This is a genomic window from Pseudomonas sp. TH10 (assembly GCF_016651255.1).
GTDB lineage: Bacteria > Pseudomonadota > Gammaproteobacteria > Pseudomonadales > Pseudomonadaceae > Aquipseudomonas.
Genome location: NZ_JAEKEG010000004.1, coordinates 1 through 15,013, shown reverse-complemented (window position 1 = coordinate 15,013; position 15,013 = coordinate 1). Strand labels below are relative to the sequence as shown.

Sequence of the window (15,013 nt, the reverse complement as noted above, 5' to 3'; positions counted from 1 at the left end):
GGGGGTGTATGAAATCATGCAGCTGACCGACGGAATCAAGGCGCTGATCAGTCCCGATACCGACTTGCTGGCGGTGCGCAGGCAGGCTTTCAAGGAAGGCATGCGCAGCCTGCGATTATCCGGTGCACAGAAGGTCGCGGCGGGGCTGACGACCATCGAAGAGGTGCTGCGGGTCACGCCACAGAGCGAGCAGAAATAATCCGTTGTGTCTCTTGATGATGCGAGAGCCCGGTTCCGGTTCATATCCATGACCTGCACCGCTACACTTCTGCGATCGAGAATTCATTGATGTACTCAACAGGGAATTGTTATGCAGATCGGTACCGTGCTCCTGCTTTTTGTCGGCCTGGTGGTCGCCATTCTTTTCATGGGTTTCAAAGTCGTGCCCCAGGGTTATCAATGGACGGTCGAACGATTCGGCCGTTATACCAACACCCTCAAGCCCGGCCTGAACATCATCATTCCGGTCATGGACCGCATCGGCCGCAAAATCAACGTGATGGAAAGCGTGCTGGATATTCCGCCGCAGGAAGTCATCACCGCCGACAACGCCACGGTGCAGATCGATGCGGTGTGCTTCTTCCAGGTGGTCAATACGGCGCAGGCGGCCTATGAGGTCAACAACCTCGAACACGCGATTCGCAACCTCCTGCAGACCAACATCCGTACCGTCCTTGGCTCCATGGAGCTGGATGCGATGCTCAGCCAGCGTGACGGGATCAACGAAAAACTGCTGCGCACCGTCGATGAAGCGACTGCACCGTGGGGCATCAAGATCACCCGAATCGAAATCAAGGACATCAGCCCGCCTGCCGACCTGATGGCCGCGATGTCCAGGCAGATGAAGGCCGAGCGGATCAAGCGCGCCCAGATTCTCGAGGCCGAAGGCCTGCGTGCAGCAGCGATCCTCACCGCCGAAGGCAAGAAGCAGGCGCAGATCCTCGAAGCCGAGGGTGGTCGCCAGGCCGCATTCCTCGAAGCGGAAGCCCGGGAGCGTCAAGCCGAAGCCGAAGCCCAGGCCACCAAGGTGGTGTCGGAAGCGATCGCCGGCGGCAACGTGCAGGCGGTCAATTACTTCGTCGCGCAGAAGTACATCGATGCGCTGGGCAAACTGGCCTCGGCCAACAACAGCAAAGTGATCCTGATGCCGCTTGAGGCCAGTTCGATGATCGGCGCGGTCGGCGGCATCGGCGAAATCGTCAAGGCGACGTTCGATAACAAGAAGGCCTGAGGCATACCATGTGGGCATTCCTGCAAAATCTGTCGTTCTGGGACTGGCTGGCCGTCGGCACGCTGCTGCTGATTCTTGAAGTGTTCGGAGCCGGCGGCTATCTGCTGTGGATCGGCATGGCCGCCGCGGCTGTTGGCGTGCTGACCTTCCTGCTACCGGGAATGGCCTGGGAGGTGCAGTTCCTGCTGTTCGGCTTGCTCTCTATCGCCACGGCGCTGTACTGGTGGCGACGCCAGCGCAGCGCAGTACGCCAGAGTGACGAGCCGAACCTCAACTTGCGAGGGCAGGAGTTGATCGGCAGGACCTTTGTCGTGCACGAAGCGATCGTCGACGGACGCGGCAAGATCAAGGTGGCCGACGGCGTGTGGATGGCCCGCGGACCCGATGCGGCCCCCGGCAGTCGGGTGCGGGTGACGGGGCAGCAAGGGGCGATCCTGCTGGTTGAACCTTCCGAGTGAGCCACCACGGAACTGGATTGCCAGATTGGCGATCCAACAGGGTAGTTAATCCAGTGGAGTCACCCATCATGCGTTTCAAGTGTGCTGTCGCTACCCTCGCCTTGCTGTCCCTTCCAGTCGGATCGGCGATGGCCGACAGCTTTGGCGTAACGTCATCTCGTCCGGCGCCACCACCGGTTCGACTTACCTGACGTTCAAGGATCACAAGCTGATTGTCGCGGCTCAAGATGACGCAGGTAGCTTCGTCGCCAGTGACGGCGGCATCCGCGGCCCGTACCTGGAAGCCGCCATGCAGAAGGTCCGCGCCGACAATCCTGGCCTGCAGGCCACGGACATGGAACTGGCCAATGCGATTTTGGCGAAGAATGCCATTGCCTCGGAGTAAGCCTGTTGGCTGAACAAAAATGCCGCTCCCATGAGTGGCATTTTTTGCCTGACGTACCTCTGCGTCCCCCGTGATATTCCTCTGTGATTATCCACGTGCCAGGGGTCTATCAGCGGTAATCGTCCACCGGGACGCACGCGCAAAACAGATTGCGATCGCCATAGACGTTATCCACCCGATTCACCGCCGGCCAATATTTGTGTGCCTTGGTGTGCGCATCCGGGGTAATGCCTTGCTCGATGCTGTACGGCCGCTCCCATACCCCGGTGACATCCGCGAGGGTATGCGGCGCTCGTTTCAGCGGGTTGTCTTCCGCCGGCCAATTGCCATTCTGCACCTCGGTGATTTCTGCGCGGATGCTCAGCATCGCGCCGATGAAACGGTCCAGTTCTGCTTTGGACTCACTCTCGGTCGGTTCGACCATCAACGTCCCCGGCACCGGAAATGACATGGTCGGCGCGTGAAAGCCGTAATCCATCAGCCGCTTGGCGACGTCTTCCTCGCTGATCCCGGTCTGCGCTTTCAATGGTCGCAGATCAAGAATGCATTCATGCGCCACCCGCCCATTGCGCCCGGTGTACAGCACCGCAAACGCGCCGGATAAATGCTGCGCCAGATAATTCGCCGCGAGAATCGCCACCTCACTCGCATCGGCCAATTGCGGGCCCATCATGGCGATGTACATCCAGCTGATCGGCAGAATACTCGCACTTCCCCACGGCGCCGCGCTGACCGCGCCGTTCTGCGCGAGCGGCCCGTCAATCGGCACCACCGGGTGATTGGCGACGAACGGCGCAAGGTGCGCGCGAATGCCAATCGGCCCCATGCCCGGCCCGCCACCGCCATGGGGAATGCAGAAGGTCTTGTGCAAATTCATGTGCGAGACATCGGCGCCAATGTCTGCCGGCCGCGCCAGCCCGACTTGCGCATTCAGGTTGGCGCCGTCCATGTACACCTGGCCACCCTGGCTGTGGACAACCTCGCAAATCTCGCTGATGCCCTCCTCGTACACACCATGTGTTGAAGGGTACGTCGCCATCAGGCAGGCGAGTTTGTCCCCTGCGGCGGCGGCCTTGTCTTTCAGGTCGTCGAGATCGACATTACCTGCCTCGTCGCACTCGACGATTACCACACGCATCCCGGCCATCTGCGCCGAAGCAGGATTGGTACCGTGGGCCGAAGAGGGAATCAGGCAGATATCCCGCGCGCCCTGCTGCCGGCTCTCATGGTATTTGCGAATCGCCAGTAGCCCGGCGTATTCGCCTTGGGCGCCGGAATTGGGCTGCATGCAAATAGCGTCAAATCCGGTGATCGCGCAGAGCCAGCGCTCCAGCTCCTCGATCATCAACGTATACCCCGCCGCCTGCTCCCTCGGCACGAAGGGATGCAGGTTGGCGAACTCGGGCCAGGTGACGGGGATCATTTCGCTGGTAGCGTTGAGCTTCATGGTGCAGGAGCCCAACGGGATCATCGACTGGTTGAGCGCCAGATCCTTGTTCTCCAGTTGCTTGAGGTAACGCAGCATCTCGGTTTCGCTGTGATGGGCGTTGAACACCGGATGGCGCAAGTAGGGAGAGGTCCTGAGCAACGCCTCTGGAATACCGCTGGCCAGGGCTTGCGCGTCCATTTCCTCGACGATGAGCCCATGATCGGCACCCAGGAACACATCGAACAATCGGGCCACGGTAGTTTCATCGCAGGTTTCGTCCAGGCTTAGACCCAGCTGCCCGCGCCCCAGGATGCGCAGGTTGATCTGCGCCGCCCGGGCGCTTTCGATGATCGCCGTCTGTGTACCGCCGACCTCCAGGGTCAGAGTGTCGAAGAAGTGCTGATTGAGACGGATGATGCCGTGGCGCTCAAGTCCCGCCGCCAGGATGCAGGTCAGGCGATGAACCCTTTGGGCGATGCGCCTGAGCCCTTCAGGTCCGTGGTAGACCGCGTAGCAGCTGGCAATGTTGGCGAGCAGGACCTGGGCGGTGCAGATGTTCGAGTTGGCCTTTTCGCGGCGAATATGTTGCTCGCGGGTCTGCAGGGCCATGCGCAAGGCGACGTTACCGCGCGCATCCTTGGACACACCAATGATGCGCCCCGGAATCGCCCGTTTGTACTCTTCGCGACTGGCAAAGAATGCCGCATGGGGGCCGCCGTAGCCCATGGGCACGCCAAATCGCTGGGACGAGCCGAACACCACGTCGGCCCCCAGCTCTCCCGGCGCTGTGAGCATCAGCAGGCTTAACAGGTCGGTCGCCACGCAGGCCAGCGCCTGCTGTGCATGCAAGTGATCAATCAGCGGGCGCAGATCACGAATTTCGCCATGGGTGTCGGGATATTGCAGCAGCGCGCCGAAGACCTGGTGCTGCCTGAGGTTGTCCACCGAGGCGATGATCAGCTCGAAACCGAAACCTTCTGCGCGGGTCTTCACCACCGAAATAGTCTGCGGATGACAGTTTTCATCGACGAAGAACAGGTTGCTTCGCGACTTGGCCACGCGCTTGGCCAGCGCCATGGCTTCCGCCGCCGCCGTGGCCTCATCCAGCAGCGAGGCATTGGCCAGCTCCAGCCCGGTAAGGTCGATGGTCAGCTGCTGGAAGTTCAGCAGCGCCTCCAGTCGGCCTTGGGCGATCTCGGGCTGATAAGGGGTGTAGGCGGTGTACCAACCTGGATTTTCCAGGACGTTACGCACAATGACCGGCGGCGTGAGGGTGCCGTGGTAGCCCATGCCGATCAGGCTGGTCCAGACCTGGTTTTGCCGGGCATAACCGCGCAGCCTGGCCAACGCGGCTTCTTCGTCGAGTGCGGGGGCAGATCAAGGGCACGGTTCAGCCGAATACCTGGCGGCACCGTCTGCTCGATCAGCTCGACACGACTACCGATGCCCAGGCTGTCGAGCATGGCTTGCTGCTCGGCGGCATCGGGGCCCAGGTGCCGGCGAAGGAAGGCATTGGGGTCGCGTAACTGGCTCAGGGACGGCAACTGGGACATGACGGGCTCTCTCTTGAGTGGCGCTCGGCGTCGATGTAACACGGGTCAAACCAGCATAGCAGGCACCGTCGCGGTGTCCGCGAAGATCAAAAGATCGAAAAAAGCCCCGACAGGTCGGGGCTTTGGGGTGGCGCTGAACGCTTATTCGCCGATGGCGGCTTTGTAGGCAGCGGCGTCGAGCAGCTTGTCCAGCTCAGCCTTGTCGCTTGGCTTGAGTTTGAAGATCCACGCACCGTAAGGGTCAGAGTTCAGCAGCTCTGGCGAGCCGCTCAGCTCTTCGTTGACTGCAATCACTTCACCGCTGATCGGCGAATAGATGTCGGAAGCGGCTTTCACCGACTCGACCACACCCGCCTGATCTTGCGCAGCGAAGACTTTGCCCACTTCGGTCAACTCGACGAACACCACATCACCCAGCGCTTCTTGCGCGTGATCGCTGATGCCCACAGTGACGGTGCCGTCAGCTTCCAGACGCGCCCATTCATGACTTTCGGCAAAACGCAGTTCAGCGGGGATATTGCTCATCTTCGGTGTCCTCAGGAATTGGGTCAGCGGTCATGCCCGCCAAAAAAGGTTAGATCAAAGTTTTGCCATGGCGTACGAAGGTCGGTTTGACCACCCGTACCGGGTACCACTTGCCACGGATTTCCACTTCGGCGCGGTCGGCGGTTGCCATCGGAACACGCGCCAGGGCAATCGATTTGCTCAGCGTAGGAGAGAAACTACCACTGGTGATCTCCCCTTCGCCAACATCGGCGATACGAACCACTTGATGAGCGCGCAAAACACCGCGTTCTTCCAGCACCAGACCGACCAGTTTGTGCGCAACGCCAGCGGCTTTTTCCGCCTCCAGCGCAGCGCGGCCGATGAACTGGCGGGCGGTGGGTTCCCAGGCAATGCTCCAGGCCATGTTCGAGGCGAGCGGCGAAACGTCTTGATGAATGTCCTGACCATAGAGGTTCATCCCGGCCTCGACGCGCAAGGTGTCGCGGGCACCGAGGCCGATCGGGGAAATACCGGCCCCCACCAGATCGTTGAAGAACGCCGGGGCCTGATCGGCCGGCAGGGCGATTTCCAGACCGTCTTCGCCGGTGTAGCCGGTACGGGCAATGAACCAGTCGCCGTCGACGTAGGCTTCAAAAGGTTTGAGCTGCTGGATCAGCGTGGCGCGGGACTGGGTCACCAGTTCGGCAATCCTGTGCCGGGCCTGCGGGCCCTGAATGGCCAGCATCGCCAGCTCTGAGCGCTCGTGCAATTGCACGTCGAAATCGCCGAGCTGTGCGTTCATCCAGGCCAGATCCTGATCGCGAGTAGAGGCGTTGACCACCAGACGATAGCCGTCGTCGAGGCGGTAGACGATCATGTCGTCGACGATGCCACCGCGCTCGTTGAGCATGGTGCTGTACAACGCTCGGCCGGGGCGGTGCAGGCGCTCGACGTCATTGGCCAGCAAGTGCTGGAGCCAGGCTTTGGCCTGTGGGCCGTCAACATCGATCACGGTCATGTGGGATACATCGAACACCCCGCAATCGCGGCGCACTTCGTGGTGCTCCTCGACCTGCGAGCCGTAATGCAGTGGCATGTCCCAACCGCCAAAATCGACCATCTTCGCGCCGAGGGCGAGATGCAGGTCATACAGAGGCGTACGCTGTCCCATGGGTTTCTCCTTCCGGGCGTGGCGAAGGTGCGGACAGCCGCTGTACGGAGTGAAAGCCTTGAAATACAAGGCTCTCAGCCGATTCCAGCGAACGGGTCTGTCAGACGATCCGCACCGAATGCCGCGCATTGTAGCCGCATGATTCAGGACTGACGACTAAGTGTTTCGGTGCGCCGAGCGGCGGATCAGGCCAATGACCGGCAACAGACCCACCAAAACCAGGGTCAGTGCCGGCAACGACGCGCGCGCCCATTCCCCTTCGCTGGTCATTTCAAAGATCCGTACCGCCAGCGTGTCCCAGCCAAACGGGCGCATCAGCAGGGTCGCGGGCATTTCCTTGAGCACATCGACGAACACCAGCAACGCCGCGCTCAAGGTGCCGGGCAGCAACAGCGGCAGATACACTTTGAAAAACAGTCGCGGCCCACTGACACCCAGGCTACGTGCCGCTTCGGGCAAAGACGGCCGTATACGCGCCAGGCTGCTTTCCAGCGGGCCGTACGCCACGGCTATGAATCGCACCAGGTAGGCCAGCAGCAACGCGCACAGGCTGCCCAGCAGCAGCGGCTTGCCCGCCCCGCCCAGCCAACCGGACAGCGGAATCACCAGTTCGCGATCCAGATAACTGAATGCCAGCATGATCGAAACCGCCAGAACCGACCCGGGCAAGGCGTATCCCAGATTGGCCAGGCTTACGCCGGAACGAATTGCCCGGGTCGGCGCCAGGCGGCGGGCGAATGCCAGCACCAGCGCGACGCTGACGGTAATCAACGCAGCCATGGCGCCCAGATACAGGGTATGAACGATCAGCCCGGCGTAGCGCTCATCGAGGTCCAGGCGCCCCCGCTGCCAGAACCACACGACCAGTTGCAGCATGGGGATGACGAAGGCACAGGCGAACACCAGCCCGCACCAACTCATGGCGGCGACCGCCTTGAATCCGCGCAGGTGATACAGCGCCTTGACCCGCGGCCGCTCGTTGCTTGCCCGGTTGGCGCCACGGGCCCGTCGCTCGCCGTACAGCACCAGCATCACTACCAGCAGCAACAGGCTGGCCAACTGAGCCGCCGTGGACAGGCTGAAGAATCCATACCAGGTCTTGTAGATGGCTGTCGTGAACGTATCGAAGTTGAACACCGACACGGCCCCGAAATCCGCCAGGGTCTCCATCAGGGCCAACGCCACGCCGGCGCCGATCGCCGGGCGAGCCATGGGCAGTGCCACTCGCCAGAACGCCTGCCACGGGGACTGGCCAAGGACGCGCGCAGCTTCCATCAAGCCTTTGCCCTGGGCCAGAAACGCAGTGCGCGCCAACAGGTAAACGTAGGGATAGAACACCAGCACCAGAACCAGGATAACGCCACCGGTCGAGCGCACTCGCGGCAGCCGCAGTCCGGTGCCGAACCATTCACGCAGCAAGGTTTGCACGGGACCGGCGAAATCCAGCAACCCGACGAAGACAAAGGCCAGCACGTACGCAGGGATCGCGAACGGCAGCATCAGCGCCCAATCCAGCCAACGACGCCCGGGAAATTCGCAGAGGCTGGTGAGCCAGGCCAGGCTGACGCCCAGCAACGTAACGCCGACCCCGACGCCGACCACCAGGGTCAGCGTATTGCCCAGCAGCCGCGGCATCTGGGTGTCCCAGAGGTGGGACCAGATCTGGTAATCGATGCTCTTCCATGACAACAGCAAGACACTGAGGGGCAGCAGGACCAGCGCAGCGATGGCGAAGACCAGGGGATACCAGCGGCGTTGGGCGGGGTGGGCCAAGGAAGCGCTCTCGCGGGAAAATCGTGCAGTGTAGGGAAAACGCAAAAGATCGCAGCCTCCCGCAGCGCCTACATTGGGATTATGTACACCCTGTAAGCGCTGCCGGAGGCTGCGATCTTTTGATCTTTAAAGAACCCGACTCAGTTCCAGCCAGCCCGATCCATCATCCGGATTGCCTCGGCCTGACGCTTGCCCGCCACTTCCACCGGCAAGGTATCCGCCACGAACTTGCCCCACGCCGCCACTTCTTCCGAAGGCGCCACGGCCGGATTGGCCGGGAATTCCTGGTTCACGTCAGCAAAGATCTTCTGCGCCTCAGCCGTGGTCATCCACTCAACCAAAGCCTTGGCCGCTTCCGGGTGTGGCGCATGTTTGGTCAGGCCGATACCCGACAGGTTGACGTGCACGCCGCGATCAGCCTGATTCGGCCAGAACAGTTTCACCGGCAGGTCCGGCTTCTGCTTGTGCAGGCGGCCGTAGTAGTAGGTGTTGACGATGCCGACGTCGCACTGACCAGCGTTGATCGCTTCGAGCACCGCGACGTCATCGGAGAACACATCGGTCGACAGGTTGTTGACCCAGCCCTTGAGGATTTTCTCGGTTTTCTCGGCACCGTGGACTTCGATCATGGTCGCCGTCAGCGACTGGTTGTAGACCTTCTTCGCTGTACGCAGGCACAGGCGCCCTTCCCAATTCTTGTCGGCCAACGCTTCGTAGGTGGTCAACTCACCCGGTTTCACCCGATCAGTGGAATAGGCGATGGTTCGCGCGCGCAGGCTCAGGCCGGTCCAGGCATGGGTCGACGAGCGGTATTGGGCGGGAATGTTGGTGTCGATGGTCTTCGAGGTAAACGGCTGGAGGATGCCCATCTGTTCGGCCTGCCAGAGGTTGCCGGCATCGACGGTCAGCAGCAGGTCGGCGGTGGCGTTTTCACCTTCGGCCTTGATGCGCTGCATCAGCGGCGCTTCCTTGTCGGTGATGAACTTGATCTTCACCCCGGTCTTGGCGGTGTAGGCATCGAACACCGGTTTGATCAGTTCATCGATGCGCGACGAGTAAACCACCACCTCATCAGCGGCCTGGGCCGTGGTGCTGCCGATCAGGGTCAAGGCCAGTGCAGTCAGAAGACGCTTGGGTGCCAACATGGGAGTGATCTCTCGGTCGGAAAATGTGGGCCAAATGATAAGGACTCACATTTACCATCTCAATCGAACACTTTTTGAAGGAGTTACCAGATGTTGCACGGCTGCGATCTGTCGTAGGAGCTGCCGAAGGCTGGAGACTCTTGATTTTTGCTTTTCCGCGAACCAAACACATTCAAGATCAAAAGTCGCAGCCTTCGGCAGTTCCTGCAAGATCTTGCCCTTCGCCCCAACAAGGGTCAGATCTTGGCCAGCGCCGGCAAATCCCCGGTCAACCCCAGCGCCTCGCGCACGAACAGCGCCTTCGCCTCGGGCATCTGCTCCACCAGCTTCAACCCGGCATTACGCAACCACCTTACCGGCAACGGATCAGCCTGGAACAACCGCTCAAATCCTTCCATCGCCGCCATCAGCGCCAGATTGTGCGGCATGCGCCGGCGTTCGTAACGACTCAGTACTTTCACATCCGCCAAACGCTCACCACGTTCCGCCGCTTGCAATAGCACTTCCGCCAGCACCGCTGCATCGAGGAAACCCAGGTTCACCCCCTGCCCCGCCAACGGGTGAATGGTGTGCGCCGCGTCGCCAATCAGGGCCAACCCTTCAGCCACATAACGCTTGGCATGGCGTTGACGCAGCGGCACGCACAGACGCGGATCAGCGCTGATCACGTCGCCGAGACGTCCCTCAAAGGCGCGCTCCAGTTCAGCGCAGAAATCCGCTTCATCCAGCGCCATCAAACGCTCGGCCTCGCTCGGCGTGGTCGACCAGACAATCGAGCACCAATCCTGCTGACCGTCACGCTCCAGCGGCAGGAATGCCAACGGCCCGTGATCGGTAAAACGCTGCCACGCGGTCATCTGGTGCGGTTTGCTGCTGCGCACGCTGGTGACAATGGCGTGGTGCAGATAATCCCATTCGCGGGTGGCTACGCCGGTCAGGCGACGTACTGCCGAATTGGCGCCGTCAGCGGCAATCACCAATGGCGCGCGCAATTGCCGGCCATCGGCCAGGGTCAGCAGCCAGTCGTCGCCGGAGCGGCGCATCTGTTCCAGCCGCGCATTGGCCAACATACCCAGATCGCAGTCGTGCAAGCGATCGAGCAAGGCGTCCTGCACCACGCGGTTCTCGACGATATGGCCGAGTACCTCGGCGTGCACACTGCTCGCCGAGAAGTGAATCTGCCCGGTGCCGCTGCCGTCCCAGACGTGCATGTCGGTGTACGGACTGCTGCGCCGCTGAGCGATGCCATCCCAAACACCCAGACGCTCCAGAATCCGCTGGCTGGCCGCCGACAGCGCACTGACACGCGGCTCGAACGGCGCCTGGTTGTCGAAGGGTTTGACGCTCATGGGGCTGCCGTCCAGCAGCAGCACTTCCAGCCCGCTGCCCTGTAACGCCAGCGCCAGGGTACTGCCGACCATTCCGGCCCCGACAATCAGCAGATCTGCGCGCATTTCCATGCTTATGCCTGTCTCGCTTGCGGCTTGAGCCGCACGTAAAGGGTTTTGCCGACCCGCGCCACCAACTGGCCGGCGCCGTCATGAATATCGACCTGCAACTGCGGCAGATATTTTTTGCCATCGGCGGTCTGCCGGCGAACCTCGTCGAGCAAGGTGTCGTCGATGGTGAACCGGGCGAACACCTGACCTTTGCCCGGCGCAATGAAATCGATGTCGGCCGCCTTGTCCCAGACGATGTACCGCGAGCCGAGGTTTTCCATGAGCATCAGCATGAAGAACGGATCGACCATCGAATACAGACTGCCGCCGAACTGTGTGCCGACGTAGTTGCGGTTGTACCAGCCGAGGCCCATCGACACCTGAATGTCGCGGAAGTCATCGCTGATGTGTCTGATCCGCACACCAGCGCCGAGGTATGGCGGGTAGCAGGGTCATCGCCCAGCGCATCAGCCGCGCCTTGCCGAATTTTTTGCTCAACCAGTCAAGCATCGGGACGGGTACCCAGTCCCATGGCCTGCCGGGCGAACCAGCGCTTGGCCGGCGGCAGCAGGTCCAGGCCCAGCAGGCCGAGATTGCGACCCAGGGAAACCAGTGGCTGGGTGCTGCCGAACAAGCGAGTGACCTGGTCCGAGAAGCCGACCGTCAAGTTTTGATCCAGGCGCTGACGCTCGCGGTAAGCCTGCAGGGTGGCGAAATCGCCGGGGGCTTTTGCGCTCGCCAGCAGCGCATCGGCCAGGGCCTGGGCATCACGCAGCGACAGGTTGAAACCCTGGCCGGCAATCGGGTGCAGGCTATGTGCCGCATTGCCGAGAATTGCCAGGTGCGGACGCACCTGCTCCTCGGCCTCAATCAGCGTCAAAGGGTACAGATGTCGCGCACCGACCTGCTTGAGGGTGCCAAGGCGATAACCGAACACGCCCTGCAATTCGCTGAGGAAATCACGTTCGCTCAGATCGGCCAAACGCTGCGCGTCCATGCCCAAACGGGTCCAGACCAAGGCGCAGCGGTTTTCCGGCAGCGGCAGCAGCGCCATCGGGCCTTCGTCGGTGAAACGCTCGAAAGCCATGCCGTTGTGCGATTCGCTCGGCGTGATGTTGGCGATCAGCGCGCTCTGGTTGTACGGACGCTTGCGCACGTTGATGCCCAATTGCTCGCGCAAACCCGAGCGACCGCCATCGGCGAGCACTGCCAGGTCGCATTCAAGCGTGGTTTCATCGTTAAGGGTCAGGCGATAGCCGTCAGGCAGCGGCTCCATGCGCGTGACTTCCGCCGGGCAGCGCCAACTGATCACGTCTTTATCGATGTGCTGCCACAGGCACTGGCCGAGCCAGGCGTTTTCCACTACATAACCGAGCGCCGGCACACCCTCTTCCATCGCCGACAAACGCGCGGTGGAGAAGCGGCCACGATCGGAGACGTGGATCTGTTTGATCGGCTCGGCGCGGCGGGAGATTTCCTGCCACACGCCCAGCCGTTGATAAATCTGTCGCGAACCAAAGGACAGCGCCGACGAACGTGCGTCGTAGCTCGGCTGCCAACTGTCGCCGGGGGCAAATGGCTCGATCAGGACGATCTTCCAGCCGCGCGCCTTGGCCCCGGCCTGCAAGGCCAACGCCAGACTGGCGCCGACCAGACCGCCACCGATGATTGCCAGATTGACTCGACTCATGCCGCGTGTGTCCTTGCTTGCGCCATCAGCGCTTCGATGTCGGCGACGGTTTTCGGTACGCCGTTGGTGAGGATTTCACAGCCGGTTTTGGTCACCACTACGTCGTCCTCAATGCGCACGCCAATGCCGCGCCATTTCTTCGCGACGGTCTGATTGTCCGGTGCGATGTAGATGCCCGGCTCCACGGTCAGCGCCATGCCGACCTCTAGAACGCGCCATTCGCCGCCGACCTTGTACTCGCCGACGTCGTGTACATCCATGCCCAGCCAGTGACCGGCGCGGTGCATGTAAAACGCCTTATAGGCTTCGCTGGCGATCAACTCGTCGACCTCGCCTTGCAGCAGCCCGAGTTTCACCAACCCTGTGGTGATCACTCGCACCGTGGCTTCGTGCGCCTGGTTCCAGTGTTTGTTCGGAGCGATTTCAGCGAATGCGGCTTCCTGCGAGGCCAAGACCAATTCGTAGATCGCTTTCTGTTCAGCGGAGAACTTGCCGTTGACCGGCCAGGTGCGGGTGATGTCGCTGGCGTAGCAATCGATCTCGCAACCGGCGTCGATCAGCACCAGATCGCCGTCCTTGAGCAGCGCGTCGTTCTGCTGGTAATGCAGGATGCAGCTGTTGCGCCCGGCGGCAACAATCGAGCCATAGGCCGGCATTTTCGCTCCGCCCTTGCGAAACTCGTAATCCAGCTCGGCTTCGAGGCTGTATTCGTGAAGCCCCGCCCGACTGGCCTGCATCGCACGAATATGGGCTTGCGCCGAGATCCGGGCGGCTTCGCGCATCACCTTCACTTCTGCCGCCGATTTATACAGGCGCATGTCGTGCAGCAGATGATCCAGCGCAACGAATTCGTTCGGTGGCTGGGCGCCAAGGTGCGCTTTAGAGCGGATCACATTGATCCAGTCCATCAGATGGCGGTCGAATTCGGGGTTGCTGCCCATCGCCGAATACACCCGGTCGCGCCCTTCGATCAGGCCCGGGAGGATGTCGTCTATGTCGGTAATGGGAAACGCATCGTCGGCGCCAAAGTCGCGGATCGCGCCTTCCTGACCCGCGCGCAGACCGTCCCACAATTCGCGTTCGGCATTGCGTTCACGGCAGAACAGCAGGTATTCGCCATGCTCGCGACCGGGCATCAGGACGATGACGGCTTGCGGCTCGGGGAAACCACTGAGGTACTGGAAGTCGCTGTCCTGACGGTAGACGTGCTCGACGTCGCGGTTGCGGATGGCAACTGCGGCGGCGGGCAGGATCGCGATGCTGTTGGGTTCCATCTGCGCCATCAGGGCCTTGCGGCGACGGCTGTATTCCGATTTCGGGATATGAATCATGGGCAGATGGCTTTCCCTGGCAGACGATTAATGCAGTGACGGCTTGGCGGCAGCCGGCGCATCCGGCTTCCTGGTTTCGGAGAACAGCAGCAGCGGTGCTACTCGCAGGTACTCCATCACTTCCATGTAATCGCTTTCGCCGTCGTCGGACTCTTCCAGGGCGTCCTGCACCTGGGAAATGGCTGCCAGATCCTGTAACACTTCTGTGGCTTCGGTGCTCAGCATGCTGCTGTCACGGCAGTTCAAGCCAAAACCGCTGAGGAAACCCTGGCACCATTGGCCCAGCGCGGCGGCGCGGTCAGCCAGTGGTTCGTCATCGGTCGGCAGCAGCAGAACGACGGTAACGTCGTCGCCGGTGAGCTCGCCTTTGACCATCTCCTGCAAGCCGATCAAGGCGTTGCGGACGTTGTCCTGAGGCTCGCTTTCCAGCAGCTCGGCGGCATCGATCAGCCACTCGTCGGCATTGAAGCCGGCACCGGCGCAGCTACGGCCGAGCAACAGCCCGTGCAGCTCAGCGGGCGAGACGTTATGCCCGCTGGAAGTCAGCAGGGTGGCGAAGGCTTGGTACGGGGAATTCTGAATGGGCATGGGCAGCTAGGCGCCAGACGGCGCTATGTCTAGAATGAAGGCCTTGTATCCTACATCGACTCCTCTGCAGGAGCGAGCTTGTTCCGGGCGGCGATCCGACGATGGTCGCAAACGATAACGCGGTGTACGTGCCCCCCGCAGCGTTCTCGGGTTCATCGTCGGATCGCCGCCCCGACCAAGCTCGCTCCTGCAGTCCGACACCCATCAGACAGTGAAGACAATGGAAGACACCGACCTGCAAGCGCTGATGGCCAGACTCGAGTTGTTAATTAACCGGGTCGAGCAACTAAAGAGCCAAAACGGACTCTTACTAGCTCAGGAAAAGACCTGGCGC

10 protein-coding genes and 4 pseudogenes are annotated in these 15,013 nt (G+C 61.5%); 4 read left to right on the top strand and 10 right to left on the bottom strand.

Annotated elements, in window-relative coordinates; genetic code table 11:
• From JFT80_RS00605 to JFT80_RS00590, 4 genes and pseudogenes are all read left to right on the top strand, one after another.
• Positions 1 to 199: pseudogene (locus JFT80_RS00605) on the top strand (type II/IV secretion system protein); the annotation flags it as partial.
• A 111-nt stretch (positions 200 to 310) separates the two neighbouring features.
• Positions 311 to 1,231: an SPFH domain-containing protein gene (locus tag JFT80_RS00600; RefSeq protein WP_201146570.1), complete on the top strand. Its 921-nt coding sequence runs from the start codon at positions 311 to 313 to the stop codon at positions 1,229 to 1,231.
• 8 nt (positions 1,232 to 1,239) lie between these two features.
• On the top strand, positions 1,240 to 1,689 hold the full coding sequence (locus JFT80_RS00595) for an NfeD family protein (protein WP_122841064.1): 450 nt from the start codon (positions 1,240 to 1,242) through the stop codon (positions 1,687 to 1,689).
• A 68-nt stretch (positions 1,690 to 1,757) separates the two neighbouring features.
• Positions 1,758 to 2,074 (top strand): annotated as a pseudogene (locus tag JFT80_RS00590) (DUF2388 domain-containing protein).
• Positions 2,075 to 2,183: 109 nt separating this feature from the next.
• Here the strand turns inward: JFT80_RS00590 and gcvP are convergent.
• The 10 genes and pseudogenes from gcvP to JFT80_RS00540 form a co-directional block, all read right to left on the bottom strand.
• A pseudogene (gene gcvP / locus JFT80_RS00585) lies at positions 2,184 to 5,056 on the bottom strand (aminomethyl-transferring glycine dehydrogenase).
• A gap of 141 nt (positions 5,057 to 5,197) precedes the next feature.
• The gene (gene gcvH, locus JFT80_RS00580; protein WP_201146569.1) at positions 5,198 to 5,581 is read right to left on the bottom strand and encodes a glycine cleavage system protein GcvH; all 384 of its coding nucleotides are present in this window, start codon (positions 5,579 to 5,581) and stop codon (positions 5,198 to 5,200) included.
• A gap of 49 nt (positions 5,582 to 5,630) precedes the next feature.
• Positions 5,631 to 6,713 carry a glycine cleavage system aminomethyltransferase GcvT gene (gene gcvT, locus JFT80_RS00575; RefSeq protein ID WP_201146568.1) on the bottom strand — a complete coding sequence of 361 codons (1,083 nt, stop codon included), beginning with the start codon at positions 6,711 to 6,713 and terminating at the stop codon, positions 5,631 to 5,633.
• 156 nt (positions 6,714 to 6,869) lie between these two features.
• Positions 6,870 to 8,486 (bottom strand): iron ABC transporter permease, encoded by a 1,617-nt coding sequence (locus tag JFT80_RS00570; protein ID WP_201146567.1) that lies wholly within the window; start codon positions 8,484 to 8,486, stop codon positions 6,870 to 6,872.
• Between the two features lie 140 nt (positions 8,487 to 8,626).
• The gene (locus JFT80_RS00565) at positions 8,627 to 9,631 is read right to left on the bottom strand and encodes an extracellular solute-binding protein (protein ID WP_201146566.1); all 1,005 of its coding nucleotides are present in this window, start codon (positions 9,629 to 9,631) and stop codon (positions 8,627 to 8,629) included.
• Positions 9,632 to 9,867: 236 nt separating this feature from the next.
• Positions 9,868 to 11,085 (bottom strand): 2-octaprenyl-3-methyl-6-methoxy-1,4-benzoquinol hydroxylase, encoded by a 1,218-nt coding sequence (locus JFT80_RS00560; RefSeq protein ID WP_201146571.1) that lies wholly within the window; start codon positions 11,083 to 11,085, stop codon positions 9,868 to 9,870.
• An 8-nt stretch (positions 11,086 to 11,093) separates the two neighbouring features.
• A pseudogene (locus JFT80_RS00555) lies at positions 11,094 to 11,580 on the bottom strand (DUF4442 domain-containing protein).
• A complete protein-coding gene (gene ubiH, locus JFT80_RS00550) occupies positions 11,573 to 12,760 on the bottom strand; it encodes a 2-octaprenyl-6-methoxyphenyl hydroxylase (RefSeq protein WP_201146565.1) in 1,188 nt (395 codons plus the stop codon). Before ubiH ends, JFT80_RS00555 begins: the two are co-directional and overlap by 8 nt.
• Positions 12,757 to 14,091, bottom strand: a complete 1,335-nt coding sequence (gene pepP / locus JFT80_RS00545) for a Xaa-Pro aminopeptidase (RefSeq protein WP_201146564.1) — start codon at positions 14,089 to 14,091, stop codon at positions 12,757 to 12,759. Before pepP ends, ubiH begins: the two co-directional genes overlap by 4 nt.
• 27 nt (positions 14,092 to 14,118) lie before the next feature.
• On the bottom strand, positions 14,119 to 14,679 hold the full coding sequence (locus tag JFT80_RS00540) for a YecA family protein (protein WP_045059649.1): 561 nt from the start codon (positions 14,677 to 14,679) through the stop codon (positions 14,119 to 14,121).
• Between the last annotated feature and the right edge of the window lie 334 nt (positions 14,680 to 15,013).